Below are 25,850 nucleotides of genomic sequence, written 5' to 3'. Positions count from 1 at the left end.
ATCCCGTCAGTTGGCGGCGGGCGCCGTGATCGGCTCGCCGGTGTCGTCCTTGAGGGGCTGCGGCTTGCCGCCGGCTGGATCGCCGTCGACCGGCTGCTGCTTGCCGGACTGGTCAGTGCGCCGCGGGTCGATGTCGAACGCCAAGCCCATGGCATCGGCGCGCTTGTAGAAGGCCGCCGACATGTCCTGGACCTTGCGCCAGTTGTTGCCCCAGCTCGCGACGTATTCCTGCGGGCTCATCCGGCCGGTGCGCGCCGCCTTGATGTCCGCCTCGATGTCGTCGTTCGGGTTGATCGGCTCCCAGGCGGGCGTCATCCACTGAGCCCGGTACGGCTCAGGCCGGTCCGGGAGCAGGCCCGACAGCACCGCGCGGGACACGAAGCGGTCCCACGTCCGGTCGCAGATCGACGGGATGACCACGTGGTTCTGCAGCTGCTCGGTCAGGCGCCGGAACTCGACCTTGCCCGCCCGCAGACTGGAGAAGTTCGCCCCCCGGAGGTCGCCGGAGACCTGGTCGTAGGTGCAGCCGACGCCCGCCGCCATGGCCTGCAGGTTGAACAGCAGGATCGGCTCGACCTGCGTCGTGCTCGTCGGCGCGGCGAACGTGACGTCCTGGCCCGTTCGGAGCTCCTTGAGCATCCCAGGTTCGAGCGAGGTGAGCTGCGCGTCGGGGTTCGCCGCATCGCGGCCCGTGAGCCCCGGACGGGCCGGGTCGAAGATGTCGCCGGTAGACTCGTCGTTGTTGGTGATGAAGCCTGAGAAGCACGCTTCGACGCGCGCCTTGACGTTCACGGCGTCCAAGAAGTCGGCGAGCTCGCGCGACGTCATCAGGATCGGTGCGAACCACGAGACGCCGCGGACCTGCCCGGGCCGCAGCTCTTTGAACAGATGGATCAGCTCGTCCTCCGGCACGAAGGTCGACACGCCCGGCCGCATGGCCGAGGTGTTGATCTCGCCGGGGTGGTTCGGGTTGAGCCACAGGCCGACGCGCCGGTCGTATTCCCCGAGGCCGACGCCGAGCCGGGTGTGCTCCAAGCCCTCGGTCCCGGGGCAGCCGTCATTGCCGTAGATCCCGTCGCGCCACTGGTCGATGAAGTCGCTCTCCAGCAGCTGCAGCTGGAAGGGCACCCGCCGCGGATCCTCGAACGGCCGGTCGATGAACCGGATCACGCTCTCGCCGGACTCGACCATCGCCCGCACGGCGAGCGCCTGCATGGCGTAGAAGCCCATGCGGCCGGTGACGTCGGCCTTCCGCTCCCAATCATCCCAGAGGTTCTCCAGGCGGCGGTCGAGCATGTCCGACCCGCTGTCCGGGATCGGCGTGATGCCCGTCCCCACCACGTGCGAGGTGATGATGTCGAGCATGCGCGCCGCGTAGGGCGTGTTGCGCGCCAGATCCCGGGCGCGCGAGCGCAAAGGGCGCAGGGCGCCCTGGATCTCGGCGTTCGCCGAGGTGTTGAGCGCCTTGAACGAGGACGCGCGCCGACCCACGGCGGCGCCCTCGTAGATGCGCAGCGCGTGGCGGGCGCGGGCGCGGGACAGCGCCGCGCGCGGCGCCACCCAGCCGATCGCGCGATCGAGGGCGTTCATCGTGGCGATCCGCTACCAGCCGGAACGCAGGCAGCCGTCGGCCGAGATCCCGCCAGGGAAGCCGCGATCGTGCGCGACCAGGATCGTCGCCGATTTCTGCGGATCGAGGCCCAATGCCCGCCGGATGATCGAGCGGACCCGCAGCATCTCGTCGAGTGAGCGATAGGTCGCCGTCTTGCCCTCGTAGGACACGGACGTGACGCCGGCGGCGATGCCGGCCTCGATCGCGTCGAGCTGCGCCTGGGTGAAGGCCATCAATCTCTTCCGCGGCTCATCCAGCCACCCGGCCGGCTGTGGTTGATGAAGCCCGAGTGCTGCGGGCGGGCGTAGACGGGCGCTGGCGGCGGCGAGGGCGATGGCGGTGGCGCGGAGGCCGCTGCCGGCTCGGCCGCGGCCTCCGCGTCGGTCGTCTGCGCTTCGGCGTCCGAACCGGGCTCGCCGGGCTCCGACGGTTCGACCGCCGGCTCCGCCGCGGCTTCCTCGGCCTCGTCGCGTTCCGGCATGCGCCCCAGCGCGACGTAGCGCCCACTGGAGGCCTGCAGGCCGCACATCGCGACGTAGGCGTAGACGAAGCACACACCCGCCTCGTGGGCGGCCTTGGGCTTTTCCCACTCGGTGAAGCCCTGGCGCCTAACTACGAGCTTCTCGCGGGTCAGCTGCTCGAAGTACTCGGCGTCGATCGGGCGCGAGCCGTGTGACGGCACCACCGGAAAATGGACGAAGCGCGGTCCGGGATCGACCAGCGCCAGCGAACCGTAGGCAAAGTCGCGGGCGGCGTTGCCGCCGACCATGTACCAGGAGGAGCCGAGCTTCGTGGACGGAAGCCGCGGCCAGACCTTGGTGCGTGCGCCCCGCGCCTCGGACTTGCCCTTGATCGCCCAAACCTTGCGGCGACGGCGCTCGGTGCAGAACGCGTAGGTCTCCGAGGTATGGTGACCGCCGGAGTCGATGGCGGCCGCGCTGATCCGCATCTCGCTGCCATCGCTGCGCTTGAACCCGCGCAGCAGCAGCCGGTCGAGGTTGCGCCAGACATCCGGTTCGGCTGGGTCGCCCGGGATGACGAAGTGGCCGATCAGGGCGCATTCGAGCCCGGCGCCCCAGCCCCAGACCGCGCCCTCGATACGGGCGTTGGTGCCGGACTGGACGTCGCCGCCCAACGTCAGGGTTCGTACGAAGTCGGGCACCTCGGCGCCGTAGGCCTCGCGACGCTTGAGGAAGGAGGTCGGCTTGATCTCCTGACCGTAGGTCTGCCGATACGGGCGTCCGAGGCGCAGGTTGACGAACGGCTGGACGAGGTTCGCCGGATCGTCCTGGGCCTCCAGCCACTCCTGCACGATCACCGGCCACGCGGCGTTCGCGTTGAGCGACATGCCGGTCCAGAGATGGAAGCCGGCGTGTCCTGCCGTCTTCGGCGTCGCGGTGGGGCGCCAGTCGCCCCGTTCATCCATCCAGGCCTTGCTGCCCTCGTCGATGATGCAGCCGCAGGTGCCCTGGTACCAGACGGACTTGAGCGTGCCGTCTTCGTTCAGGTCCCACTTCAAGCCGTGCGGCGTGTCCTTGCCGCCCCAGTCCAGATACTGCCAGCCGGAGAGCTCCCCGGCGTGCTCCGAGCATTGCGGGCAGGGCACGAAATAGCGCCGCTGGTCCGAGGCCAGCCAGAGCTTCCAGACCCGGCTCGTCTCCTCAAGGAGCGGGGTCGAACCTCGAACCTGCTTGCGGTTGTAGAAGGTCTCGCCGCGGGTCCAGAACAGCTTGAGCTTGTCGCCCTGCGTCTTGGCGCCGGGCGTCCAGCCGTCGCCGTCGATCTCGTCGGCGAACAGGAACCGGGCGGAGTAGCGCCGGAATGCGTCGTCCGAGGCGGCGCCGACGACGCGCACGAGGGCGCCGTTCGACAGCTGGTAGAACGTCGCCGAGTCCTGTTTCTCGCCCTTGCGGACGGGCCGCAACATCTTCGCGAGCACCGGGGTCTCGCGCAGCATCGGCGCGATCTCGGTGGCGCCGAACTCCTCCGCGTCGTCCTCGACCGGCTGCGCGACCGCGCAGAGCGTCGGGTCCTGATGCAGGTGGTAGCCGATCGCCAGCGTGGCGAGCCGGGTGTAACCGACGCGGGCCGCCTTCAGCACGGTGACCAGCGGCAGCGTCGGATCGCACATCGCGTCCATGAGGCCGCGCTGGTACCCATAGAGGGTGACCGGGCCGCTCTCGGAGCCGGTGCTCTTCGGGATCCGGCCGTGCTCCTCCGCCCATTCTGAGCCCGACATGTGGGGCTTGAAGATGAGCGCCTCGTCGAACAGCCGGTCGAGCTCGGCACGCGTCGCGTCGCGGCCAGCCGGGTACTCACCCCGTCGGTGGGTTCCGATCCGCTCCGCCAGCGTCATCGTCGGTGTCGCGTCCTGCAAACCACCGCTGCGCGATCTCCTCGCGGGCGGCCGTGAAGGCTCGGTTCATCTCGGCCTTGGCCATCGCCTCGATCTCGGAGGCGTTGGTCATCGTGGCCGCGCGTCCGGCAACCTTCGAGGCCATGTTCGACAGGCCGGTCCGGAGGACCTGGCAGAAGGTCGCCATGTCGGCGACGGCGTCGTGCCGGGACACGACCGCCTTCAGCGCCTCGTCGGCATTGATCTCGGCGACGATCGCGTTGGCCACAGCGCGGCGGCAATCGGCGTCCTCCCGTCGGGATTTGCTGCTGTCCTCGCCGGCGTTCATCGCCACGTTCTCGACGGCGCGCTGGATCTTCCAGTCGACCACCGCGGCCGTGTCGAACTGCCACTCGACGCCGTTGCTGCCTCGCTCGACGTAGGGGCAGCCCTTCTCGATCCAGTTCGTGACCGTGTTGACGCTGACGCCGAAGATCCCGGCGAGGTCGGCACGGTTGACCAGCCGGCCGTCGATTGAGCCGGACATCAACAACAACCCCGGTTTTCAAAAATTCTCAGAGGGTGAACCGATGGGGTCCGAATTCCCCTCACCGGCACCCCCCTCCCGGAAGGACCCTGGATCTGGCTGGATGGGCCCCCTGCCCTCCCGTCCGCCCTCGGGCGCCTGGATGGCCCACCCGTGGCCTGTGCGGGTCGGTGGCGACCCGCGCTCAATCAGCCCTTCCGGCGCGCGTCGTTGACAACGAAGCGCTCCCAGGCCGCCCGGAAGTGCTTCCGGTAGGCGGCCGGCACGACCGTGGCAGCCTTCTCGTAGTAGGGGAAGCGCTTCTGGTAGCTCACGCCCTTCACGAACAGGAAGATGGGCACCGCCCACTTCTCCTTCTGAAGGTAGATCCCGTCCGGCGCCTTACCGTGGTTGCGGAAGACGATGTATTCGACGTTGCGCCCGACGTTGCGGCGCTTCGAGCGCGCCGTGGTGTTCTGGTAGCGGTCCGACTGGGCACCAAGCGCCGAGAGCATGCGGGTGATGAAGGCACCCGACACGTTGCCGTTGCCATCCCGCGGGCAGCGCGTGCTCGGCACCGCGAACTCGCCGGCGAGCATCAGGCCCTTGCGGATCAGCAGGACCTCGAACCGCTTGTGGCGGCGCGAGCCGCCGGCGACCTGAGGCCCGAGGAACTTCCAGGCCGGGATCGACCCGCTGCCTTCCTTGAAGCCGAGCTCCGCCTGGAGGCGTTGCTTCGTGGCCGGCCGGACCATCAGGCTGTTGAGCGTGAACCTTGACGGCTGGTCGAACACGGACCGCATGGTCTCGCGCTCGGCCTCCCGTGCGTCCTTCATCGCGTTGGTCAGTGCGACCGCGGCGACGAACGGGACCTGCCGGGCAGCTCGGCCAACGGCTTCGGCCTTGAGGCCGAACTCGCTGGCGTCGAGCTTCAGCATGGGATCAGCGCCCGACTGTGATGGTCTTCAGCTCGCCCGAGACCGGGTCGAGGATCGTCAGCGTCTGCGCGGCCATGGTCAGCAGACCTGCATCGGTTGCGGCACGTCCCGGTTCTGCTGGACGAGGCGCGTGGCCGGCCGCTCGACCGACAGCTCGGCGGCGTTGTCGAGGACCAGGACAGTGACGTCCCGGACGCCGGCGGCCGCGCACATGCGGATTAGGTCGTCCTGCCAGCGCGCGGCCGTGGCCGGCTGCAGCTTCTGCGACGTGCGCAGCACCAGGATGTCGCCGTGCCGGACTTCGAGGCGGTCCAGTTGGCGGTCGATTTCGTCGGCCATAGCTCGCTTCACGATGGCTTCATGGTCGCCATCGGCGAGCACGTGGGTTTCCTGCCCACGCCGCCGGCCAAGCCTTCAGCGATGGCGTTCTACGGCCTCAAGCCGCGTCGGTATCCGTGGCCTTGCGGACCAGCGATCTCTGCTCGACCCGCGCGAGGCGCTGCCGATGCAGTTGTCGGCGACTGGTTGGCTTGTTCCCGGGCTGTGTGCCGGACGCCCGCCCTTCCACCTCGTCCAGAGCGGCCCGCAGCTTTGCGGCCTCCGCCAGGAATTCCTTGGTCAGGATCGCGTCGTGGTGGCCTTCACAGAGCACGTGCGTATCGGTGCCGCCCCACGTGAAAAGGTACTCGATCGCGCCTTTGTATTTCGGGTTGTCGAGGATGTAGGCGATGTTGCTCGGAAACCATTTGCCCCCGCGCTTCGTCGGCACGCCATCCTGCGTCAGCCCGTCCGCAATCTGTTGCAGCTTCCGTCCCTGGATGCGCTCCAGGAAGATGCGTCGGACGATCGCCGCTTCCGCCTCGTTGATGACCAGGCCGCCATCTTTATCCCGGTCGTAGCCGAAGGGAGCGGGGCCGCCGGCGTATCCGCCCTTGGCCGCTTTCTCCTTCCGACCGCCGAAGGTGCGCTCGGTGATGACCTGGCGCTCCTGCGCGGCCATGCTGGCCAGCACGGTGAAGATCATCTCGCCCATGGGCGTGGCGGTGTCGATCGGCTCTGTGACAGAGCGGATCACGATGCCGAAGCTGTCGCGCAGCGCATGTACGCTGGTGACGGCGTGGAGCACGTTCCTCGCCAGTCGATCGAACTTGTAGAGGAGCAGGATGCTGAAGGCGGCCTGCTCGGCCAGCTCGACAACGCGGCTGAAGCCCTGGCGCTCGCCGGGGGGCGTCGCGCCCGAAACGCAGTCGGTCACCAGCTCGACGAGCTCGTAACCCTGGCTCAGGGCGAAAGCCCGGATCGCGCGCTCCTGGACGTCGAGGCCGAAGCCGTCGGAGAACTGACCCTCCGTCGAAACGCGCAGATACCCGACGACCTTCGGCCGGCTAGTTGTCGCGGGTTGCGCGGTGGTCCGCCGGCGGCCCGCCAGGGACTTGATGCGCTTCGAACCCTGCATCGGTTTCATCCCAACTCGGCCAAGACTTTGGAAGCCGAACGATATCAGATTTCCGAATATGCGCGTCTGCCCGAGAGTTTGTAAATCTTGCGCTTCCGCGCTGCGGAGAGCGACGTTTCGGCTCCCGCCGGCAACGTCGCTTCCGAATTCACGCCCTCAGTTCACTTGGGCGGAAGCACCTGAACCGCGGCATCTAAGAATGGCTGGATCAATTCCGAGCGGCACTGATACTGGCCGAAGCTTTTTAGCTCGGAAAATTGTTCCGGGAAGGCCACCGCGAGGTTCTCGGGATCCGCGGCAATCCGCCCGTCCTCGTGCACGCCCACGCGCAAACGATGCTCAGTGGGGCGACCATTCTGCAGGATGCTCAGAACAGCCGCCGCCAACTCGACGAAGGCCGGGTCGGCATCGCTGACCTGTAGCGCCAGACCGACTCGCTCTAGCGCCTGGTTGCAGGCAACGGCTTGTGTCTGAAGACCATCCCGGACAGGCTTCCAAGCAGCAAGGATGTCGGCCTTCGCTTTCTCAGCTGCCTGTTCGTCCCGTTCGTGATCGGAGGCAGCCTCAGCTGCGGCACTGATCCGTTTCTTGAAGACGGAGACCGCGTCGTTGAGCGCCTTATCGAGTTCGTCAGCCATCATCACGTCCTTGGTTGCCGGACATGCATCTAACGGCTTCTGATACGAGCTCAACCAGCTCGGACTGCCGCCACAACCCCCAGTGCGAAGCGGCGGTACCAGGCGCGGAACATCAGCGGTCCCGCAGGATCCGGCCCCACTCGTCGAGCAGGGCCATCGGCAGCTGGTAATTCGCCTCGATGACGATCGTGGCCGCGGCCGCGTAGATCGCGACGAGCGCCCAGAGGTCGAGGTAGTGACCCGGCTCAGAGCGCATCGTCACCCACCAGGTCTTCGACGATCGCCTCGCGATCCTCGTCGGAGTCGGCGAGGCGATGCGCGTGTATCTCTGTCGCGCCGTCGGCCGCGGCGAGTTTGGCGGCCTCGGCCATCGTACCGTTCCAGCCGGCACCGACGATGCGGGCGAGCCCGTCATCATTGCGGCGCACGCCGAGGATGACGGCGCCGGGGGCGTCGACATCTAGGCGGGCCTGCGCCAGCGTGTGGATGGTGACGACGTAGCGGCGTCCGGACTGGCCGCGCCACGCGGACAGGTCGAGCACTGAGCAGCGCTGGCCGCGCAGACGCTCCTCGCGGATCTCACGGCGTACCATGCGATCCCCTCGGGCCTTGCTGAAGGCCGCACCCCAGGCGACGCGGCGGTTGGAACTCACGCGCCCGGCATCCCCTCGACGGGCAGACAGCGCGCGGTGATCCGCGATCCGGCCGGAAGCAGCTTCGTGAGGTCGGCAAACTCGGCGATGCGCGCAGCGCGCGTCATGCAGGTATACTTGCTCTCGGCACGCTCGCGGCCAAGCATAACCCGGCAGGCCTTGGAGCAGGCCTGGACCTCGACGCGCCAGCCGATCGTCTCGGCGTGGCCCGTTGCCATGGCGCCGAGCAGGATCACGGTTGCCAGCGCCATCTCCAGGATGAGGAGCGCCAGCAGGCTGCGGATCGTCATCGCCGCGGATCCCGCGAGGGCCAGAAGGTCTCCTGCAGGGCGAGGCCCACGACCAGGATCAGCGCGATCGCCAGGATCTGGACGGTCAGCGGCGACAGGCAGACCGGTGGCACGAAGGGCGCGATGCGATCTGGCAGGCCGACGTCGAGGAACAGCTCGTCCATTTCAGGCCACCGCTCGCATCGCCGCTGGCGTGCCGCCGAGATCATCGGTGGGCAGCCCGCTCGTGGGAGCGACGCCGACGTCGAATTCGGTGTGGCCCAGCGCGTTCTGGGCGTAGGTGCGGGCGGCCTGCGCCGAGGAGAACTTCTCGGCGCGCGCCAGATCCTTCGTCCACACGAAGGGGCGCCAACCGTTCTCGCGCTCGCCGGCGGTCCCGGCCTGGGCGAGGTAGCGGCGCGCGGAGCCAGCGCCGAAGCGCACAACGTGGACGAGGCTCACAGCCGGAAACCCTGCAGGAAGGCGCGGCGCACCTGCACGCAGTCGGCCGCGTTGCGGCACTCCTCGCCGATCACGGCGGCGATCCGCTCGTGCATCGCGCTCGGCGCCTTGGACACATAGGCGTCGAAGGCATCGGCCGCGGAACGCAGGCTGGAGGCGGTCGAACCGACGACCGGGGCGAGCTGCTCGACGGCCTGGTCGACGAGATCGGAGGCGCTGAGGTTCATGCAGGTGTCTCGATCAGCCGAAAATGCCGTGGAGCCACCCGTCGACGACGAGGTGGTTTTCCAGGCTGCGTGCCCGGAAGCGAATGTCCGGCGGCGCGCAATCGCAGGCGAGGATCGACCGGCACATCCGGAGGAGCGCCGTGCGCTGGGAGGCGGTCATGGGCGCTCCAAAGAAAAACCCCGCCGGAGCGGGGTTGTGGATCAGTCGAATTGCGGGGTCCGCGGCTCAGAACATGCTGAACAAGCCTGGCATCCGCGCTAGGAAGGCGGCGCGGGAGGTTTTCGACGGTCCTCTCGTACGGTCAGCGGGTCGGGCGGTAATGCCCCTCAGCAGAGCCCGGCCCGCTGCTGTCGATCACGCCGTCTTCGCGGTGCCCCGCAAGCGCTCGCGGTGGCGCAGGACTGCGGCCGGGACCGGCGCCGACTGGCGGCGCGGCGGTCCGGAGGCCTCCTGGTCGGGCCAGTGTCCTGTGAGCTCGCGGTAGAAGCGGCGCAGGCCGTCGCGGATCTCGTCGCGGTCGACCATGAACGACTCGGCGCTGTGCCGATGGCTCGGCATCTTCAGCCGGTCGGCCTTGCTGCAGAGCTGCCGGAGGCGCTCGGCGATGTCACGCTCGGTCATCACCGGGCGCTGTGCGCGCGTCATGGTGGTGATCATAGCCGATCGCCTCCTACGCTGCATCGCTGAAACGGGGCCACCCCATAACGCCCGGGTGGGGGGGCGCGCCTTCCGGCGAGAGATGAGGGTGAGACGTCGGCTATCACACCCGCAGGACTGACCGCCGACTCGCCGCGAAGGCGACCCACGGGATGACTGCAGCGATATGATATCCTCGGTTCTGTCCTCTCGGCCGCCCGTGACGTGCGGCCCTATCCCGTCTTTGAGGGATCGCTGGGGTCGAAACTACGCGTGCGGCAAGCTTGTCCAGGGGCTCGAAGCGTTGCCCGACCCGGCTTTGTGGGGCCGCTATAGGTCAGACTGTCAGGGATCAGCGGGCGAAACCGTCCGCATCAGAGGTCGGTCGCCATAGCGAGATCAGCGCTTCATGGCTGGCCTCCCCGAAACGACAAAGGCCCCGCGCGGGGCCTCCGCCGGGGCCGTCTTAAACTTCTGCGCTGTCCATATGCGTCAAGCGACAAACCGCAGTCAAGTGGCTTGTCGGCTGGGAGGGGAGCCTTTGAAAAAAACGAAAGCGCATGCCGGAATTTTAGAACAAACCTGTTAACCCACGCTCCTCTGAACCGAACCGGTCGCCCCGGCACTCGAGCAGCCGTACGACTCCGCCGGCGCAGGTCTCCCGATATGGTACCCCTGAAGATAGTCGACCTCTTGCTCCACGCAGAGGCGACGTTGATCCTCCGTCTCAATACCTTCGACCACAATGGCGCACCCCGTACTACGTACGAGGCCGATGATGTTCTTAAACATCTCGGAACCCTTGACCGTATTCGTAGCATGCAGGAAGGATCGATCCAATTTTACAGCATCGAATTCTACTTCTCGAACACAGGATAACCCGGCAAATCCTGTGCCGAAGTCATCGAGCCACACCTGCACCCCGAGCAGCCGGAGCTCACGGATGTTTTTCAGAATGTCGGGTTGATCCTCGATTTGGAGGGTTTCGGTGATCTCGATCGCGAGCCTGCGCGGCGAAATCCCAGTGTCACCGAGAATTTTGGCCACCATCAGCGAAAAGCTCGCTTGCCTGAGCTGGACTGGTGAAACATTGACGCTCACCAGCGGAACGGCGTCGGTCGCCAGAAGCTGCCGACATGCCGTCCCGATCGCCCAAAGGCCGAGCGTCACGATGACACCCATCCGTTCGGCTAACGGGATGAAAACAGCCGGAGATATGGCTTTGCCATTCGGCGTTGTCAGGCGCATCAGCGCCTCGGCGCCCACGATCTCGCCCGAAGGTGCGCTCAAGATCGGCTGATAGACCAAGGATACAAGCTTTCGATCCTCTGCCGTGCGGAGCAGATCAGCCAAGTTTTCCTCTGCTTCAGCGTACGTTGAACTCTCGTAATCGAACAATCGTACGCAATTCCGACCGGTCTTTTTTGCATCATAGAGAGCTCGGTCAGACTCGGTGATTAACCTCTCCACACGCGTTCCCGGAACATCCCGACTGAACGCGGCGCCGACACTCACCGTAACGACCGCAGCACTGTCGGGCCTATGATCGTGCGGGATAGCCAAGCCCTCCACCGCACGCCGGATCGTTTCCGCGATGTGCTTGACATGCTCGCGGCTCGGGGACGGAGCGATCAGAATGAATTCTTCGCCGCCGAAGCGGCCAACCATGTAGCCGTTCTCCGCGCCGGCAGCCGCCATAGCGTCGGCGACAGCGGCTAAACACCGATCGCCCTCCTGATGCCCGTAACGGTCGTTGTAGATCTTAAAGTAATCGACATCGACCAGCACGACCGCGAAGCTGATGTGCTGGGCTTGCCAGTCCCGCCAATAGGCGCCGAGCTCTTCATCGACAGCGCGCCGGTTAGCCAGTCCCGTCAGGGCGTCAGTCGTGGATAATTTCAGGAGAGCCGCGCCGCGCTCCATGGCTTCCTTCTGCCGGATCTCCGCGCGCGCGGAGTTCAGGAAAACTAAGAAGCGCTCTGAATTCAGGCTCCAGTTCACGTACAGTGTCAGGATGTAGGTCGAAATATATAGCGCTGCGATGGCGACGACGTACGCAAATCCGATATTGCGATTTAGCGCGATATCCAGCTGCGATAAAATCAAGATTGCTGTAGAAGAGACTACTGCGATCTGAAATCTGAAATTAAAGAATACGTTTTGGCCTATCATGAATATTACGCCATAAGTCGCGTAATATGCCATATTGTTCTGATATACGCTCAAGCCTGAAATCGTCAACCATGTCACATAGGCGAGCACGGTCGCGGATGCACAGTGCAGCTCGATATACAAGGACCGTACACCGACCCTGAACAGCGCTTCTGTACCTATGATAAATATGGCCCCTATGGCCATTCGCGCCAGAAAATCGAGCACGAACACGTCGTTAACGAGGATGTAATCGGTAACTGCGAACAGGGCGTAGACCGCGCCGGCAATGTGGGCCGAGATCCGGGCGCTCTGCCGACGCCATTGCTCTCGCTCCGCAGCATAGAGTGCCTTCACCACACGCGAGCTTCGGACATACCACGGCCTGCCTAGCTCCTCGTCGAGCAAATCCGGAAGAGCCGGTATCATCGCCGCTTCGATCCAACCTTTGCCGCTGGTGACACTGATCCAGAGTGCCGGATGACCCAGAACCGGACGATCCGCAACGAGAGTAAATCGCGTTCAGAATGGCCGGCGGCCCTTCACAGATCCTTAGCGAGCGCCAGGTTCGGAAGCGATTTTATCGTCGACCTGTCGTCAAGTGTGTTCAAGCTTACCGAGGAATGACTTTCGGTCGGATCCCTGCATGTCCCGGCGGCGTGTACCGAGTTCCTCCTGGATCTACCGCTACTTCTTTTTGGCGATATTCGGGAGCGCGTGCGACACGTCGACGGATGGGCGCAGCCGAGGTGTCGGTGGCTGACGACGCCTCGGATCACCCGCCGTCGCGGTGAACGCACCGCACGACGGGCTGCAATGCCTCGGGTGCGGACTTACGCTCCGGCGCCACATGCCAGCGGGCAACCAACTTCGGGGCGCTTGCCACTCCGGAGCCGACGACGTGTTGGCCAGCTAGCGCTCTCCAACTTTCCGCTCCGGCAGACCGCCAGATAACCAGGATCGCACCGGCTCTTCTTCTCGCAATCCGCCATCGTCGCCTAACAAGCGAGCAGATCCAGATCGCATACCCGAGAGCGCTTTAACCATGCTCAAGAAATAGCTTGGTTCTGCCGCCGCCTTTTCGTTGTGGTTAACAGGATCTATATGATACCCAGTCTCCGGGGTTAACACATATTAACCTTTCGGAGAGCGACGTGGATCATTTGAATGCCATCCTGACAAAGGCTCATGAGAGACTTGCGGCAGAGCCAGAGCTCGGCGTTATAGACTGGCTCGCGACCGAGCTTGGCACATCGTTTGATGAGGCGATCATCGACGGTGATTTGCAGGGATTTCAAACCCTCTGCCGATCTCATCCACTCTCGCAGATCCTGTTGATGGACCCTTATGCGCGGCGCGCATTTGAAAAGCCGCGCGGTTACGCCGGTGATGCAGTCATGCTGGACTATATCTACAGACCAGCCCGTTCGTCCCTGGACGGCATAGCAAGCGTCATACACGAAGCGACGACAACCTTGCCAAATGCAAAAAGTATCTTGTGGCGCCAAGACTACTTGGCAAATTTGATAAACAAAACCATGACCTCCCGAGAGACCGCAGAAGTCTTATCGGTGGCTTCCGGGCACATGCGGGAGCTGGACCGTCTGCGAGACATCACCAGGGATACCAACGTCAAATTCACCGCGCTCGACCAGGATCCTGCGTCCATCTCCGAAGCTCAAACAACATACCGCGAGTACGACATACTCGGAGAGACGAAGAGCTTCGCATCATTGATAAGGGAGCGTGCCGTCGCAAAACGGTATGACTTGATATACTCCGCGGGGCTTTTCGACTACCTACAGGACAATATGGCAATTGCGCTTATTAAGGCGATGTTTGCGCGCCTGGATCCCGGCGGCGTTCTTTCGATAGCGAACTTCACACGGGACAGTCACGGTCGCGGGTTCATGGCCGGCTTCATGGATTGGTGCCTCATCTACCGGAACGAGGAAGATCTGAGGTCACTTGCTGACGCCGCCTGTCCGAAAGCCTCTCACAGAATATTCCGGGATCAGCCCCGTAACGTTGTCTACTTGGAGGTCTTTGCCGATCGCAATGAACAATGAACAGTGAAAATCGGGGCAGGCGCTCCCGAACTATCGTGAGCGTTTACTCAAGCACACGGGAAGCTTGACATTGAACACGGCTGACGGCTGCGGACGGGCAAGGATCCCGCCCCAAGGAGCGAGGAGCACGAGGCTGTCCACATTTGCTCATCTTCAGCCATGCGGGCTCGATCAGAACTCCGACAAACTGACCTTTCATAGGTCTGAGAGGGGTCGCGAGTAGACGTTCGCGACCAGTTCTGATCATCGGGTTGCGACCGTGAAGAACACTCACGCCGTAGCGGACTGCGCCGACGGAGTCACCTTCGGTTTGCGCGGGGTGCTCTTGCGACGGTGGGACAGAAGGTAGTTCACAACTTGGTCGACGCGCTGCTCACGAAGGCGCTTGCGGCTCGACGCGTTGTCGAGGATCCGCTTCGGCTTCGCCGCATCTGTCTCCCCTGCCCAGGGCCTCTGAGCCGCCGCAGGCGGCAGCACGGCGATCGACGCGAGCTTCCCGGAGAGATCGTGCGCCAAGACGTCGAGGCCGGCCCACCAGGCGGCGTATTCCGCACGCTCAATCAAGATCGACTTTGGATCGTCCCATTCGATCACGCAGTAGGCCCCACGCGGATATCGATCCTTGCCCTCGGCGCCGACACGCTCTTCGACGATGTGGGGGCGCAGACGACCCTCGGCATCGGCCTTCATGGTGGTGCGTTGGATCATCACCACCGGTCGACCGCGCTTCTCGTCGACCAAGGCCGCCGGCTCCGGCGAGGCCGCGAAGGTCGGGCGTGCTCCGAGCCGGGCTCGGATGCGCACGACCTCGACGAGTTGCTGCATGGCCCGCGCCATCGGCCCGTGCTCGTCCTGTCCCGCCGGCAAATTCGTAGCGAGGCCGAGGTCGCCGTCGAACCGGTGATAGGCGAAACGTGAGAGCGCGAGGACGGCAGCCTCGACGATCAGCGCGTCGGGATGCGGCTCACCCATGGCGGCCGGGAAGCCGGGTTCACGGGTAAAATTCTCGATGCGACCGCCGTGCTGGGCCATGGCGAACATCGGACAGACCGAGGGGAACTCGCGCATCCGGAACGAGCCGTCGTCCTCGCGCCGCTTCGGCAGCTCGTCGACGAACGCCCAGCGCAGCACATCCTCGATGTCCATGACGCGCTTGTTCAGCGTTTCCGGACGGCGAGTGCCGATCGGCGGGGCATGGACGCGGCTCTGTCGGATGCCGCCGGCGTGGCGGCCGGGTGCGGAGCGCCGACCGGGCGCGAAAGTCTGGGTGGTGCTCTGCGACTGCGACGGTGCCGGCACGGTGTATCCCCAATGCTGTGCCGGTTCGAAACAAAGCGGCAACGGCGTGTTGATCCGGTGCCAGTTTTCTCAGTGTCAAGCTGAATTCGTCTTGGGCATGCTGCGCAGGATCGCCGCGTTGATGCCGGCGGCGATCTGCTCGGCCGCCTCATCACGCAGACGGTAGATCGTTGCTGCCGATCCCCAGCCCCTACACCTGATGAATTCTTGGAAGCTCTCCTTGGCCGCACGACAGCGAGCCCAGGCCAAGAGGATGTCCCGTTTGCGGGCCCAGAGCGGATCCGTGATGTCGAGATAGTCGTTCGGCCATTCGATCGGCCGGATCTCGGCCGGCCCGCGAACGCGAGGGTCCGTGTGCATCGCCCGCTTCATCCAGAGCAGAACGTCGCCGCTCGTCCAACTGGGGGTGTGGCCGAGGGCGGGCTGAAGTGGGGGACCTTCCTGGCGGAGCGGCATCGAATGCTGAGGCGGCCGTGATTGCCACTCAACGTTCCTAGCATGTTCCTCAAGTTTGCGTCGGGGCCGTTGGACGGTATCCAGCGTCGGATCGAGTGGTCAAAATACGGCTTTGGATCCGCGGCAAGCGACTGCTTTCGACCCTTGTCGGCTAATCAGACAACGGTTGACGGCTCCCGAAAGCGGACGTCCGACTTTCTATCAGCTGAGACCCGCCAGACATCTCGGGTATCCTGGACGACGAACGTGCCGATCAGCTGCTTCAAAGCCTCCTGTTGAGGTGTGCTCTGGTAGCCGCAAAGCAATGTATGGAGTTCCACACGCACAGTGATGCCCCTGTTCGGCGGCGGCAGCTCATGGGCGACGTACAGGCAACCTGCCTCGGGACAGTAGCAAAGGAGCCAGCGATCTCCGTCAGGGCCAATGTGGAACAGCCGCTTTTCGGTAGCCATTGGGGGCGCCCCGGTTTGAACCGACGCCTGGTTTGACGGACGTGTGGGGTTGGTTAATCCGGGTATGAGGCTAATCCAGAAGCTCGCTGGGCCGCCTCGCGAGCCCTGCGATCAGCGTGTTCCTCGGCTTTTTCCGCTGCGGCCCACGCCCCGTCCAGCGCGCCCGCCTGTGAGCGCTCGACCCGTCGCGCACGCAGCTCGGCCAACTCCTCCTCTGTCAGGCTCTCAATGCCGATGAACCGGTTCTGCGCCGCGCTCGCCCGAATGAGTTCGTCCAGCTTGGCCTGAATGGCTGCTCCGTCCCGGTTCTGTGTGTTCTGGATCAGGAACACCATCAGGAACGTCACGATGGTGGTGCCGGTGTTGATGATCAGCTGCCACGTGTCCGAGTAGCGGAAGATCGGCCCGCTCACCGCCCAGGCCAGGATCACCACGATGCAGACAGCGAAGGCACTTGGCCGACCCGCCGCACGGGCGACAGCGGACGCGAATGCGGTAAATGCCTTGGTGCCGGTCATGGACATGTCCCTGCGTTACAGCCAGCCGCTCTTGCGGAAGCGCCAGTACAGGACGGCACAGGCAGCGAAGATGCCGCCAAGCACCATGAAGTAGCCGTAGCGCCATTTCAGTTCGGGCATGAACTCGAAGTTCATACCGTAGATGCCGGCGATGGCCGTCGGCACGGCCAAGATGGCCGCCCAGGCGGCGAGCCTACGCGTGATGTTGGTCTGCTGGGCCTGGCCGAGCATCAGGCTCGCCTCGAACGCGAACGCCAGGACCTCGCGCACGGCGTCGATCTCGTCCTGCGCGCTCCGCAGGTGGTCGGAGACGTCCCGGAACAGCGGCTGCATCTCCTCGTCGATGGCCACCATGTCGCCGTGCTCCAGCTTGCGGCAGACCTCGACGAGCGGCACGACGGCGGTGCGCAGGCGCAGGAGGTCGCGGCGCAGCAGGTACAGCCGCTCGATCTCGTCCGGGCGCAACTCGCGCTTGAGGACGCTGTCCTCGATGGCCTCGACCTCGGCCAGCACGGTCTCCATCACCGGCGCGTAGTTGTCGACGATGAAGTCGAGCACTGCGTACAGGATGTAGTCCTCGCCGTGCGCGAGGAGCCCGGGGCAGGCTTCGGTCTTCTCGCGCACGTGTGCGTAGGAGGCGGAGGCGCCGTGGCGCACCGTGACCACGAAGCCGCGCCCGACGAACAGGTGCGTCTCCCCAAGGGCGATACGCCCTGACACGAGCTGCGCGGTCCGGGCGACCACGAACAGGCAGTCACCGTAGCGTTCAAGCTTGGGCCGTTGGTGCGCGGTCTGGGCGTCCTCGATGGCGAGCGGATGCAGGCCGAATTGCGCCTGGACCTGTCGAAGAAGCTCCGCGGAAGGCTCGTAGAGGCCGATCCAGACCAGGTGGCCGGGGCGACGCGCCCACTCTCCGGCCTCCTCGATGTCCACGTCCGCCACGCGTCGGCCGTCCGCGTAAGCCGCGGACATGACGATGCCGGGCTTCTGCGTCGCAGTTGCAGCAGGAGATGAAGCGAGCATCCGTGTGCGGTCTTTCAGTCTGCCGGATGGATGCCGGAACCGGCAGCCCTCGCGCCCGAGAACACTTTTGGCGGTGACCGTAACACCTTCAGGTCGATGACAGATCCATGACGGTCCCAGCCTGTCCGTGTTGCTGGCAACCAACACGCCGGCCGTACCTTCGCGACGTGCGCTGCGTTCTGCGCGGGCATGCTTTACAGGCCTTCAACCGCGTGGCTGTTCCAGTTGGAGTGCATCTGCGGGAAATGTGTAGCGTATGAAGGTTCGAGCACTCCCGGTGCGCAGCCACATGCTAGCTAGCGTTGGCTGCCTCGCGGCCGTGCTGGCTCCGGCGATGGCTCGGGCAGCGGATCTCGCGAAGCGGGTTACCGCTGCCGCGGCGCCCACCTTCGTGGATTGGTCGGGCGGGTACCTCGGCGTGCAGGCGAGCGCGGGCGCCTCCTACGGTGCCTTCAACTTCGACCGTTCGTCTGTCGGCGGTCGTGCCGTCCAGGCGTTCCGAACCGGAGATGCCACGGGCAGCCGCGACCAGGGGCAGAATGCCACCACCGCGGTCGGCGGCTTGTTCGGCGGCTGGACCTGGCAGACGGGACGGTGGGCCTACGGCATCGAGGCCGACCTCTCCGCGGCCAACCTGAAGCGGCCATTGTCGCTGACCACGCCCGGGTTCGGTTTCGAGAGCCTCGACTCCGACGCCAGCCTGCTCCGCGCCAAGACCGACCTGTACGGCTCCCTGCGCGCCCGTCTCGGCTACAGCTTCGAGCGCTACCTCGTCTACGCCAGCTTCGGCCTGGCCGGCGCCAACTCGAGCTTCATCGCGACCTACCCGGACCTTGCCAATGGCGGCTTCTCGACCGCGCGCGCCGAGCAGGGTTACCTCGGCTTCACGCTCGGAGCCGGCGTGCAGTTCGCCTTCCACCCCAACTTCGCGCTCGGGATCGACTACCGCTACGTCGACCTCGGCGAGAGCCGCCGCTTTACCCTCGGCGCGGTGCCGGGTTTGAGTGGCGGACCGGTGTCGACGCGAGCCTCGGCCACCGGCAACCAGATGTTCGCCCGCCTGATGTGGTTCCCGGATGGCCTGCGCCTGCCGCCGGAGCCGGACGAGACCGCACCCCACGATCCCGACAACGGCGAAACCGGTCGCTTCTCACTGCACGGGCAGACCACCCTGATCGCTCAGGGCGTGCCGGGCTTCCGCTCGCCTTATCTCGGTCCCCAGAGCCTCGTGCCAGCCCAGACGCAGCAGACCACGACCGCCACCGCCTTCCTGGGTTTCAAGCTCCTGGAGGGCACCGAACTGTACTACAACCCGGAGTTCAGCCAGGGCTTCGGCCTCTCCGGCACGCTGGGCGTGGCCGGCTTCGTCAACGGCGAGGCGCAGAAGGCCGGGGCGGCGTTCCCGCGCCTGCGCTCGAACCGCTACTTCGTGCGCCAGACCTTCGGGCTCGGTGGCGAGACGGAGGACGTGCCGGACGGCCCCAATCAGGTTGCCACACGTCGCGATATCGAGCGGTTCACGGTTATCGCCGGCAAGTTCGCCTTGGGCGATTTCTTCGACGGCAACCGGTACGCGCATGATCCGCGGGTGGACTTCTTCAACTGGTCGCTGTGGTCCTCCTCCGCCTGGGACTTCCCGGCGAACCTGCCCGGGTTCACGCAGGGCGTGGTGGCCGAGTACAACCGGAAGGAGTTCGCAGTCCGCGCCGCCTATACGCAGGTGCCGAAGCAACCCTCCAGCGACGTACTCGACCCGCGTGTGTTCGAGCGCGCGGGGCTGAACGTCGAGTTCGAGGGCCGCTACCGGATGGCCGCGCTCGACCGGCCGGGCGTGCTGCGGCTCGGCTTCTTCTCGAACGTCGGCAACGTCGCTGACTTCCGCCAGGTTGCGGCGTTGACCCAGGCGGGCGCGTTCGACGACGCCGTCGCCGCCACCGCCCTGACGCGCCGCCCGCGCCGCAAGACCGGCTTCTACGCCAACCTGGAGCAGGAACTGACGGACGACCTCGGCATGTTCGCCCGGGCGAGCTTCAACGACGGGCGCAACGAGAGCCTGTCGTTCACCGATATCGACCGCTCCTTCTCCGGCGGGTTCTCGCTGAAGGGCGCGGCTTGGGGACGGCCCAACGACACTGTGGGGATCGGTGTCGCGGTCAACGGCATAACTCCAGCCCACCGGGCTTTCTTCGCGGTCGGTGGCCTGGGCCTGCTCATCGGCGACGGGCGGCTGACCCGTTACGCGCCCGAGAGTGCGTTCGAGGCCTTCTACGCGGTGAGCTTGACGAAGGCGATGACGGTGACGTTCGACTACCAGCACGTCGAGAACCCGGCCTACAACGGTGACCGGGGTCCGGCCGACTTCCTGGCCGCCCGCTTGCACGTAGACTTTTGAAAGCTGAAGTCCGGGGCCGCAGCCGACAGTTCCTCCAATTCCTGAGGCGGACGTGGGGGTGTCTGAAGGAAGTGGGAGGCTTGCCCGACCAAGATATCCTACTGCGAACGAACTGGGCCGTCTGACCGTTGACGGCCGATCCTGGCGGGAACCACCCGCGTTCGGAGGACGCGTTGGATGTTGGGTTACACAACGGAGCTCTCGGCCTCGCAGACGCCGCCGTCGGCCGATGCGGGCCATGGCTCCAAGACGAGCTTCTGGGCGCTCACCCTAGGCTCCGTCGGCGTGGTCTACGGCGACATCGGCACCAGTCCGCTCTACGCCTTGAAGGAGTCCCTGCACGCCGCCGCGGGCGGGGGACACGCCCCGACGCGTGACATGGTCTTCGGCGTCGTCTCGCTGATCCTGTGGGCGCTCATCCTGATCGTGACGCTGAAGTATGTGCTTCTGGTCATGCGCGCGGACAATGACGGCGAGGGCGGGACCCCTTCTCTCGTCGCGCTGGCCCAGCGCGTGCTAGGCCATTCCGGCGGCTTCGTCATCATTCTCGGAATGGTGGGCGTCGCCCTGTTCTACGGCGATGCCATCATCACGCCGGCCATCTCCGTCCTGTCCGCCGTCGAGGGTCTGAAGCTCGTCACTCCGGCCTTCGAGCCGTACGTGTTGCCGCTCAGCCTCGCCATCCTGATCGGCCTGTTTGCGGTCCAGAGCCACGGCACGGCGCGGGTGGCGACGTTCTTCGGGCCGATCACGGCGTTCTGGTTCTCCGTCATGGCGCTCGGCGGCCTCGGCCATCTCGCCGACGACCTGAGCATCCTGGCGGCCTTCAACCCGGCCTACGGCGTCAGCTTCCTGCTCAACCATGGCACGGCCGGCCTGCTGGCGCTCGGTGCCGTCTTCCTCGCCGTGACCGGTGCCGAGGCGCTTTACGCCGACATGGGCCATTTCGGTCGCTCGCCGATCCGGGCGGCCTGGTTCGGTCTCATCCTGCCGTCGCTCGCCCTGAACTATCTCGGCCAGGGCGCCATGCTGCTCGCCCACCCCGAGCGCATCGAGAACCCGTTCTTCCTGCTCTATCCCGCTTGGGCGCTGCTGCCGATGGTGCTCCTCGCCACCGTGGCGACCGTCATCGCGAGCCAAGCCGTCATCACCGGCACCTTCTCGATCACGCAGCAAGCCATGCAACTCGGCCTGCTACCGCGCATGCGTGTGCTGCGCACCTCCGAGACGGAGAAGGGGCAGATCTACATCCCGCGGGTGAATTGGTGGCTGCTCGTAGCCGTCGTGTTCCTGGTGGTGCTGTTCAAGTCGTCGAGCGCGCTGGCGGCTGCCTACGGCATCGCTGTGACCGGAGACATGGTCATCACGGCGACCCTGCTGTTCATCGTGGCCTGGAAGGCATGGCGCTGGTCGCCGATGCTGGCGGCCGCGGTCATCGCGCCGTTCCTGCTCATCGAACTGGTGTTCCTGTCGGCCAACGCGCTCAAGCTGCTCCACGGCGGCTGGGTGCCACTGACCATCGGGGCTGCCCTCGTCACGGCCATGTGGACCTGGCGGCGTGGCTCCGCCCTGATCGCCGAGGAGATCCACCGGCGGCGCGTGCCGCTCTCCGACTTCACGCGGATGGCAGAGACCGGCTCGGTCCTGCGGGCGCCGGGCACGGCCGTGTTTCTGACCGGCTCGCCAGGAGACACTCCGGGCGCCTTGATGCACAACGTGAAGCACAACCACGTGCTCCATGCTCGCAACTTCATCCTGCACGTCATCACGGACGACCTGCCGCGGGTGCCTGAGGCGGACCGCGTCACGGTCAAGCCGCTCTCGGACGCCTTCACCTGCGTGACGGTGCGCTTCGGCTTCATGGAGCTGCCCGACCTGCCCCGAGCCCTGGCCGCAGCCGGTTTCGACGCAAGCAACCTTTCCTACTTCTTGACCCGGCGGGTCCTGGTGCCTTCGCCCGAGACGGGCATGCCGGTCTGGCAGGACAGGCTCTATATCGCGATGGCCCGAGCGGCGACGGACGCCTCGCGTTACTTCCGCATCCCCGTCGACCGGGCTGTCGAGATCGGGGCACGGATCGACATCTGATGAGGTGCACTTAAGGGCGCGAGGAGGCGCGAAGGACGGAACTGTTCGAAGCCACAGTCCCGCGACGCGCGCGAAGACCCGATCCCACTCAATCGCGTGCCCAGTGCACCAGTACCGGAATCGACGCTGCCCTGTGAGTTCGGAGGATTATGCGGCACGCGGCTTGTGCGCGAGCCAGCGCGCTGATGGATCTATTCTAAGATCTGGACCCAATCACTTGAGCGTAAGACGGCTGCTTTCGGCCCAATCCTGCCGCCCAGAGTGCCGTTGCCTCTCCCCCAAAGCGGCCGTTCGTCAACCCTCCAGGAGCTTTGCGCTGTCGACGGCCGCCTCGAACGCGGGCGTGTGGACGACGAGCTCGTGCGCGACGTCGGTCGCCGGCGCGACCGGCACCGGAAGCTGGGACATCGTCAGTGATCTGCGTTGAGTCGATAATTGCACGATGGTGCTCAAGCCGTTGCCGCGGTGGCGCCACCGCAGACTAGGTCTCTAGATGCCACTATTAGGCATTCTAGTTGCGACTAATTCACCAATTCTGGTGGCTTCTCGAAGCCGTTGAAACCTCGTTAGTGCACATCGCGCATCGTGCCCGTGTTCTGCCCGGGGGATGCGATGCGTTTATTGATGTGCCTTCTAATCGGCGGCGGCATGATGGCCGTGGGCGCGATCGGAAAGACCTTCACGCACGGTGGCGTGACCAATCCAGTCGAAGCGAAGGCAAGACGGGATGAAGCTGTGCAGGTCGTCAAGGACGATCCAGCAATGCTTGCTGCCTACCAGCGCGGCCGCGAAACCCTAAGTGGCTTCCTCGCCGTCAACGAGAACCGGCCGCCCAACTCACGCGCTTTTGCGGTGAAAATCCCAGTACGGGATGGAAACATGGTTGAGTGGTTCTGGGTCAACAACTTTGTGAGAGACGGAGACCAATTCAGGGGCGCGATCAACAACGTGCCGCGCTCGGTCAGGACGGTGCGTGAAGGTCAGGACATCCGTTTCACGCGCGGCGACATCGTCGATTGGATGTACATGCATGATGGCCGGCTGAAAGGCGGCTTCACGTCCTGCGCGCTCCTCAACAAAGACCCAAACGTGCAAGCGCGGACCGCTCTGATCCGAAAGCTCGGCATGGACTGTGAGGTCTAACGACGGCCGACGCACAGCTTCTGCTGAGAAGCCTGGGCGGGCGGGACCGCAGCGTCCGCGCTGACGCTTTTGCCAGCGCGAAGCGGACCGGCAGAACTCCACTCATTACGGACGGCGCCAAGCGTTAGACTTGGCCTAATCGTTGTCGCGTTGAGGAAGACGCTCCTCGAGATGGGACGCCGCATCCGCGTACAGCTCGAAGCGTCGCAGCAGGACAGCACGCTTTTCTGACTTCCGCGTCCCGTCCATCTTCGCCTTGGCCTTATCAGCGCGCTCGCGCATCTTCTTGGCGAGTTTCCCGAACGCCTCGTCGATTTTGGCGCCGACCTTCTCAGCCTCAGCTTTCGCGGCGTCCTTGTGCTCCAGCATGGAGCCGGGAAACGCGCTCTTTTTATCTTTGGTCATCGTTAGTCTCCTTCAATCTGGCCGCCACCCCTTAAGCCATGCAGTACGACGATGCGATCACGACCGCCTCTCACCTCTCATTAGGCAGGCGGTAAGGGCGCCTTGTCCTGCCTGAGAAGCTCCAGTTCCTCGGCGCTCCGGTCCTCGATCCCGATCAGGCGCTCGTCCGTGTCGGCCACAGCACGGATGAGTTCATCGAGCTTGATTTGGATGGCCGCGGTGTCCCGTGCCCCGGCCACCAGGATGACACCCGCCAGGAGCATGGCAGCGATGGATAGGAACAGGTTGAAGACCAGTGCCCAGTGATCGTTGAAGCTGAGAAGCGCTCCCGATCCCAGGCCCGCGGCAACGGTGAAGCAGGTCGCCAGGAAGCCGATCGGCTTCGAGAGCCACACGGCGAGGGAAACGATAGGTCGGTCGAGCATCAAGCACCAAGTTTCGTCATGCAGCTTCAGCGGTAACGTCCGGCGGACGAATTCCGAACGCCGTCGCCTCGGACAGGAGTGCGGGGTTGTCGCGCCTCCGTCGTGGCGCCTATGAACCGAGGCTCCGCACTCATTAGCCGGCCCACGGTTCGTCGGCAGAAGGAGCGATCATGGCCACGATCGAGCAATTGGCCGCCACGTTGCAGGGTCTTGCCGGACCGGGGATCAAGCGCAAGGAACTGATCGCGGCGGTCCGCGAGAAACACCCGAAGGCGTCCAAGAAGGACATCGTGCGGGCCGCCTTCTACGCCCTTACCAGCACCGTGGAAGGCGACGTGGAACGCGCCCATCGGCTTCAGGATTTCGCGCTGAGCGAGCGGACGGCCGGAGATGGCGAAGTGCCGCTCTCCGTCACGCGTCGCAAGAAGGATAGGCGAAGAGATGCTCGCCGGGGTGCGCAACAGGTCCACTGACTGAGCCAGACGGCGCGGCCAAGGTCATCTCTTCGTCGTGGCACGGCCATAGGGAATGTCCTCCCCAGCGTACCTGACCCGACGAGACCCCTTGATAGATTGGTTCGATGATCCGGAAGACGGCCGCTTTTCGCCGCCCGCCGAGAAAAGCTGGATGCGGCTGTACATCGTTGCCGGGCTGATTGGCCTTGGCACGCTCGGCGCGATCGGCGGGATGCTTCACGTCCTGCCAGCGTGACACCCAGGCAAACAAGAGCCCGCCACGGCAATGCCGGGCGGGCTGAGTAACGGCATAGGGTCTGGGAGGTTCGCCGTAAGCCGCGGCGCTACCATCACTCATGCGACAGCCCCGTGACACGTTGGCCGACCGGATGGCAGGTATCGACCCATTGCAGCCGTCCAGACAGCCGCCCGCAATTCCGAAAAGCGGTCATGGACCGAACGCTATTCAATCCAGCGCGGGGTCGGCAGCGAATGGTGCTGGGTTGCTTTTACCATAAGCTTTTGAAGAGTCACTCAGGACCGTCAGTAGCAAATGTTGGCACCATGCGAAGCATGAGGTCCGCGGTAAGTTCCTCACACTCAGCCGTTATAGACTGCTATCGCAAGACCTTTTTCAGCATCAACAATCACAAACATGCTACCCGTATAAGTATAAAAATTGTTACTGCCATTCATGGCTTCATTTGCCAAATGAACGGCCTCGCTATCGGGAAGAAAGTCTGGCAGATAAGCGCCTGCAAACTTTAATGCATCGACTCTGCAGCCACCAATGGGATTGTTCCGGACCAATTCCAGCGGATAGCAGAAGCCACCAGGTGTTACGCTCCAATAGTATTTAGGCAGGCCTCGTCCGCTGCTGTCTTGGCGTTGGGGCTGGTTGTTTAAATACGCGATGCCAAGCGATTTTAATCGACTCGTAAATTTAGGACTAAGCCTATAAACTACAATCCCTGCCTCATTCCCTCCCGGACCCAGTCCTGATAACTCGGACTCATTGTAAACAACGTTTTCAACCTGAACGTATATAGGCAAAATGCTTACTGTCATACGGTATTGAAATGCGGAATAAGCATAATATATGCCGCAGATAAACGTCGCGATTAAAGCGAGGACAAGCTTAAGATACATTGGCATCTACTAACTTTGGCATGCTCGCGGTCGTAGGGCCGAGAAGGAACGATGGTCTAGCACGAGCAACCA

Annotated in this window: 30 protein-coding genes; 6 read left to right on the top strand and 24 right to left on the bottom strand. The window is 64.6% G+C overall.

From position 1 onward, the window contains the following. Positions 1 to 6: 6 nt before the first annotated feature. The 17 genes from ABIE45_RS19250 to ABIE45_RS19170 all read right to left on the bottom strand — a co-directional run bounded on the left by ABIE45_RS19250 (position 7) and on the right by ABIE45_RS19170 (position 12,261). On the bottom strand, positions 7 to 1,590 hold the full coding sequence (locus ABIE45_RS19250) for a phage portal protein (protein WP_192709485.1): 1,584 nt from the start codon (positions 1,588 to 1,590) through the stop codon (positions 7 to 9). A gap of 12 nt (positions 1,591 to 1,602) precedes the next feature. Continuing rightward, entirely contained in the window at positions 1,603 to 1,845 is a 243-nt protein-coding gene (locus tag ABIE45_RS19245; RefSeq protein ID WP_192709484.1) for a phage head-tail joining protein, read from the bottom strand. Next, entirely contained in the window at positions 1,845 to 3,968 is a 2,124-nt protein-coding gene (locus ABIE45_RS19240) for a terminase gpA endonuclease subunit (protein ID WP_209578385.1), read from the bottom strand. Before ABIE45_RS19240 ends, ABIE45_RS19245 begins: the two co-directional genes overlap by 1 nt. Beyond that, positions 3,928 to 4,494 carry a terminase small subunit gene (locus ABIE45_RS19235; RefSeq protein ID WP_192709483.1) on the bottom strand — a complete coding sequence of 189 codons (567 nt, stop codon included), beginning with the start codon at positions 4,492 to 4,494 and terminating at the stop codon, positions 3,928 to 3,930. The genes ABIE45_RS19240 and ABIE45_RS19235 overlap by 41 nt, the downstream gene beginning before the upstream one ends. 188 nt (positions 4,495 to 4,682) lie before the next feature. After that, a complete protein-coding gene (locus ABIE45_RS19230; RefSeq protein ID WP_192709482.1) occupies positions 4,683 to 5,411 on the bottom strand; it encodes a hypothetical protein in 729 nt (242 codons plus the stop codon). 78 nt (positions 5,412 to 5,489) lie between these two features. After that, positions 5,490 to 5,792, bottom strand: a complete 303-nt coding sequence (locus ABIE45_RS19225; protein ID WP_192709481.1) for a hypothetical protein — start codon at positions 5,790 to 5,792, stop codon at positions 5,490 to 5,492. 55 nt (positions 5,793 to 5,847) lie between these two features. Further along, positions 5,848 to 6,876 carry a recombinase family protein gene (locus ABIE45_RS19220; RefSeq protein WP_373622479.1) on the bottom strand — a complete coding sequence of 343 codons (1,029 nt, stop codon included), beginning with the start codon at positions 6,874 to 6,876 and terminating at the stop codon, positions 5,848 to 5,850. A gap of 152 nt (positions 6,877 to 7,028) precedes the next feature. Continuing rightward, positions 7,029 to 7,505, bottom strand: coding sequence for a hypothetical protein (locus ABIE45_RS19215; protein WP_192709479.1), 477 nt, complete (start codon positions 7,503 to 7,505; stop codon positions 7,029 to 7,031). A 112-nt stretch (positions 7,506 to 7,617) separates the two neighbouring features. Next, complete coding sequence (locus ABIE45_RS19210) at positions 7,618 to 7,767, bottom strand: hypothetical protein (RefSeq protein ID WP_192709561.1); 150 nt, start codon at positions 7,765 to 7,767, stop codon at positions 7,618 to 7,620. Then, positions 7,751 to 8,158, bottom strand: coding sequence for a hypothetical protein (locus ABIE45_RS19205; protein WP_373622478.1), 408 nt, complete (start codon positions 8,156 to 8,158; stop codon positions 7,751 to 7,753). The genes ABIE45_RS19210 and ABIE45_RS19205 overlap by 17 nt, the downstream gene beginning before the upstream one ends. Then, positions 8,155 to 8,448: a hypothetical protein gene (locus tag ABIE45_RS19200; RefSeq protein WP_192709478.1), complete on the bottom strand. Its 294-nt coding sequence runs from the start codon at positions 8,446 to 8,448 to the stop codon at positions 8,155 to 8,157. Before ABIE45_RS19200 ends, ABIE45_RS19205 begins: the two co-directional genes overlap by 4 nt. After that, entirely contained in the window at positions 8,445 to 8,612 is a 168-nt protein-coding gene (locus ABIE45_RS19195; RefSeq protein ID WP_192709477.1) for a hypothetical protein, read from the bottom strand. Before ABIE45_RS19195 ends, ABIE45_RS19200 begins: the two co-directional genes overlap by 4 nt. Position 8,613: 1 nt before the next feature. Beyond that, complete coding sequence (locus tag ABIE45_RS19190; RefSeq protein WP_192709476.1) at positions 8,614 to 8,889, bottom strand: hypothetical protein; 276 nt, start codon at positions 8,887 to 8,889, stop codon at positions 8,614 to 8,616. Continuing rightward, the gene (locus ABIE45_RS19185; protein ID WP_192709475.1) at positions 8,886 to 9,116 is read right to left on the bottom strand and encodes a hypothetical protein; all 231 of its coding nucleotides are present in this window, start codon (positions 9,114 to 9,116) and stop codon (positions 8,886 to 8,888) included. The genes ABIE45_RS19190 and ABIE45_RS19185 overlap by 4 nt, the downstream gene beginning before the upstream one ends. A 13-nt stretch (positions 9,117 to 9,129) precedes the next feature. After that, positions 9,130 to 9,276: a hypothetical protein gene (locus ABIE45_RS19180; protein WP_192709474.1), complete on the bottom strand. Its 147-nt coding sequence runs from the start codon at positions 9,274 to 9,276 to the stop codon at positions 9,130 to 9,132. A gap of 195 nt (positions 9,277 to 9,471) precedes the next feature. Further along, entirely contained in the window at positions 9,472 to 9,774 is a 303-nt protein-coding gene (locus ABIE45_RS19175) for a hypothetical protein (protein ID WP_192709473.1), read from the bottom strand. 564 nt (positions 9,775 to 10,338) lie between these two features. Next, complete coding sequence (locus ABIE45_RS19170; protein ID WP_192709472.1) at positions 10,339 to 12,261, bottom strand: EAL domain-containing protein; 1,923 nt, start codon at positions 12,259 to 12,261, stop codon at positions 10,339 to 10,341. Between the two features lie 797 nt (positions 12,262 to 13,058). On the opposite strand from ABIE45_RS19170, the gene ABIE45_RS19165 reads away from it, so the two are divergent. Next, the gene (locus tag ABIE45_RS19165; protein WP_192709471.1) at positions 13,059 to 13,973 is read left to right on the top strand and encodes a class I SAM-dependent methyltransferase; all 915 of its coding nucleotides are present in this window, start codon (positions 13,059 to 13,061) and stop codon (positions 13,971 to 13,973) included. A 270-nt stretch (positions 13,974 to 14,243) separates the two neighbouring features. Here ABIE45_RS19165 and ABIE45_RS19160 read toward each other — a convergent pair whose 3' ends face one another. The 4 genes from ABIE45_RS19160 to ABIE45_RS19145 all read right to left on the bottom strand — a co-directional run bounded on the left by ABIE45_RS19160 (position 14,244) and on the right by ABIE45_RS19145 (position 17,721). Next, the gene (locus tag ABIE45_RS19160; protein WP_192709470.1) at positions 14,244 to 15,272 is read right to left on the bottom strand and encodes a hypothetical protein; all 1,029 of its coding nucleotides are present in this window, start codon (positions 15,270 to 15,272) and stop codon (positions 14,244 to 14,246) included. 75 nt (positions 15,273 to 15,347) lie between these two features. Then, positions 15,348 to 15,644: a hypothetical protein gene (locus ABIE45_RS19155; protein ID WP_192709469.1), complete on the bottom strand. Its 297-nt coding sequence runs from the start codon at positions 15,642 to 15,644 to the stop codon at positions 15,348 to 15,350. 589 nt (positions 15,645 to 16,233) lie between these two features. Next, a complete protein-coding gene (locus ABIE45_RS19150; protein WP_192709468.1) occupies positions 16,234 to 16,698 on the bottom strand; it encodes a low affinity iron permease family protein in 465 nt (154 codons plus the stop codon). A 15-nt stretch (positions 16,699 to 16,713) separates the two neighbouring features. Continuing rightward, on the bottom strand, positions 16,714 to 17,721 hold the full coding sequence (locus ABIE45_RS19145) for a magnesium and cobalt transport protein CorA (RefSeq protein ID WP_192709467.1): 1,008 nt from the start codon (positions 17,719 to 17,721) through the stop codon (positions 16,714 to 16,716). 289 nt (positions 17,722 to 18,010) lie between these two features. Between ABIE45_RS19145 and ABIE45_RS19140 the strand changes: the two genes are divergently transcribed. The 3 genes from ABIE45_RS19140 (at position 18,011) to ABIE45_RS19130 (ending at position 23,344) form a co-directional block, all read left to right on the top strand. Continuing rightward, entirely contained in the window at positions 18,011 to 20,113 is a 2,103-nt protein-coding gene (locus ABIE45_RS19140; protein WP_373622474.1) for a carbohydrate porin, read from the top strand. Positions 20,114 to 20,290: 177 nt separating this feature from the next. Next, on the top strand, positions 20,291 to 22,201 hold the full coding sequence (locus ABIE45_RS19135) for a potassium transporter Kup (RefSeq protein ID WP_192709465.1): 1,911 nt from the start codon (positions 20,291 to 20,293) through the stop codon (positions 22,199 to 22,201). Positions 22,202 to 22,813: 612 nt separating this feature from the next. After that, positions 22,814 to 23,344, top strand: coding sequence for a DUF2314 domain-containing protein (locus tag ABIE45_RS19130; protein WP_192709464.1), 531 nt, complete (start codon positions 22,814 to 22,816; stop codon positions 23,342 to 23,344). 135 nt (positions 23,345 to 23,479) lie between these two features. On the opposite strand, the gene ABIE45_RS19125 is transcribed toward ABIE45_RS19130, so the two are convergent. Then, positions 23,480 to 23,749: a hypothetical protein gene (locus tag ABIE45_RS19125; protein ID WP_192709463.1), complete on the bottom strand. Its 270-nt coding sequence runs from the start codon at positions 23,747 to 23,749 to the stop codon at positions 23,480 to 23,482. Between the two features lie 80 nt (positions 23,750 to 23,829). Then, positions 23,830 to 24,174, bottom strand: a complete 345-nt coding sequence (locus tag ABIE45_RS19120; protein WP_192709462.1) for a low affinity iron permease family protein — start codon at positions 24,172 to 24,174, stop codon at positions 23,830 to 23,832. Positions 24,175 to 24,344: 170 nt separating this feature from the next. Here ABIE45_RS19120 and ABIE45_RS19115 point away from each other — a divergent pair, with 170 nt between their 5' ends. Further along, positions 24,345 to 24,647, top strand: coding sequence for a hypothetical protein (locus ABIE45_RS19115; protein WP_192709461.1), 303 nt, complete (start codon positions 24,345 to 24,347; stop codon positions 24,645 to 24,647). 91 nt (positions 24,648 to 24,738) lie between these two features. Then, the gene (locus ABIE45_RS19110; RefSeq protein ID WP_192709560.1) at positions 24,739 to 24,885 is read left to right on the top strand and encodes a hypothetical protein; all 147 of its coding nucleotides are present in this window, start codon (positions 24,739 to 24,741) and stop codon (positions 24,883 to 24,885) included. A gap of 344 nt (positions 24,886 to 25,229) precedes the next feature. On the opposite strand, the gene ABIE45_RS19105 is transcribed toward ABIE45_RS19110, so the two are convergent. Then, on the bottom strand, positions 25,230 to 25,778 hold the full coding sequence (locus ABIE45_RS19105) for a hypothetical protein (protein WP_373622473.1): 549 nt from the start codon (positions 25,776 to 25,778) through the stop codon (positions 25,230 to 25,232). Between the last annotated feature and the right edge of the window lie 72 nt (positions 25,779 to 25,850).

The sequence above is a fragment of the Methylobacterium sp. OAE515 genome (assembly GCF_041806315.1).
Classification (GTDB): Bacteria; Pseudomonadota; Alphaproteobacteria; order Rhizobiales; family Beijerinckiaceae; genus Methylobacterium; species Methylobacterium tardum.
The sequence above is the reverse complement of the archived record's forward strand: the minus strand, read 5'-3'. Positions and strand labels throughout refer to the sequence as shown.

Bases quoted from the DNA above. Each gene is read 5' to 3' on its own strand.
- ABIE45_RS19130 (WP_192709464.1), top strand. From the start codon at position 22,814: ATGCGTTTATTGATGTGCCTTCTAATCGGCGGCGGCATGATGGCCGTG.
- ABIE45_RS19245 (WP_192709484.1), bottom strand. From the start codon at position 1,845: ATGGCCTTCACCCAGGCGCAGCTCGACGCGATCGAGGCCGGCATCGCC.
- ABIE45_RS19150 (WP_192709468.1), bottom strand. From the start codon at position 16,698: ATGACCGGCACCAAGGCATTTACCGCATTCGCGTCCGCTGTCGCCCGT.
- ABIE45_RS19125 (WP_192709463.1), bottom strand. From the start codon at position 23,749: ATGACCAAAGATAAAAAGAGCGCGTTTCCCGGCTCCATGCTGGAGCAC.
- ABIE45_RS19240 (WP_209578385.1), bottom strand. From the start codon at position 3,968: ATGACGCTGGCGGAGCGGATCGGAACCCACCGACGGGGTGAGTACCCG.
- ABIE45_RS19220 (WP_373622479.1), bottom strand. From the start codon at position 6,876: ATGAAACCGATGCAGGGTTCGAAGCGCATCAAGTCCCTGGCGGGCCGC.
- ABIE45_RS19145 (WP_192709467.1), bottom strand. From the start codon at position 17,721: ATGCTCGCTTCATCTCCTGCTGCAACTGCGACGCAGAAGCCCGGCATC.
- ABIE45_RS19155 (WP_192709469.1), bottom strand. From the start codon at position 15,644: ATGAAGCGGGCGATGCACACGGACCCTCGCGTTCGCGGGCCGGCCGAG.
- ABIE45_RS19135 (WP_192709465.1), top strand. From the start codon at position 20,291: ATGTTGGGTTACACAACGGAGCTCTCGGCCTCGCAGACGCCGCCGTCG.
- ABIE45_RS19120 (WP_192709462.1), bottom strand. From the start codon at position 24,174: ATGCTCGACCGACCTATCGTTTCCCTCGCCGTGTGGCTCTCGAAGCCG.
- ABIE45_RS19200 (WP_192709478.1), bottom strand. From the start codon at position 8,448: ATGACGATCCGCAGCCTGCTGGCGCTCCTCATCCTGGAGATGGCGCTG.
- ABIE45_RS19175 (WP_192709473.1), bottom strand. From the start codon at position 9,774: ATGATCACCACCATGACGCGCGCACAGCGCCCGGTGATGACCGAGCGT.
- ABIE45_RS19115 (WP_192709461.1), top strand. From the start codon at position 24,345: ATGGCCACGATCGAGCAATTGGCCGCCACGTTGCAGGGTCTTGCCGGA.
- ABIE45_RS19195 (WP_192709477.1), bottom strand. From the start codon at position 8,612: ATGGACGAGCTGTTCCTCGACGTCGGCCTGCCAGATCGCATCGCGCCC.
- ABIE45_RS19105 (WP_373622473.1), bottom strand. From the start codon at position 25,778: ATGTATCTTAAGCTTGTCCTCGCTTTAATCGCGACGTTTATCTGCGGC.
- ABIE45_RS19235 (WP_192709483.1), bottom strand. From the start codon at position 4,494: ATGTCCGGCTCAATCGACGGCCGGCTGGTCAACCGTGCCGACCTCGCC.
- ABIE45_RS19180 (WP_192709474.1), bottom strand. From the start codon at position 9,276: ATGACCGCCTCCCAGCGCACGGCGCTCCTCCGGATGTGCCGGTCGATC.
- ABIE45_RS19250 (WP_192709485.1), bottom strand. From the start codon at position 1,590: ATGAACGCCCTCGATCGCGCGATCGGCTGGGTGGCGCCGCGCGCGGCG.
- ABIE45_RS19230 (WP_192709482.1), bottom strand. From the start codon at position 5,411: ATGCTGAAGCTCGACGCCAGCGAGTTCGGCCTCAAGGCCGAAGCCGTT.
- ABIE45_RS19185 (WP_192709475.1), bottom strand. From the start codon at position 9,116: ATGAACCTCAGCGCCTCCGATCTCGTCGACCAGGCCGTCGAGCAGCTC.
- ABIE45_RS19215 (WP_192709479.1), bottom strand. From the start codon at position 7,505: ATGGCTGACGAACTCGATAAGGCGCTCAACGACGCGGTCTCCGTCTTC.
- ABIE45_RS19140 (WP_373622474.1), top strand. From the start codon at position 18,011: ATGCTAGCTAGCGTTGGCTGCCTCGCGGCCGTGCTGGCTCCGGCGATG.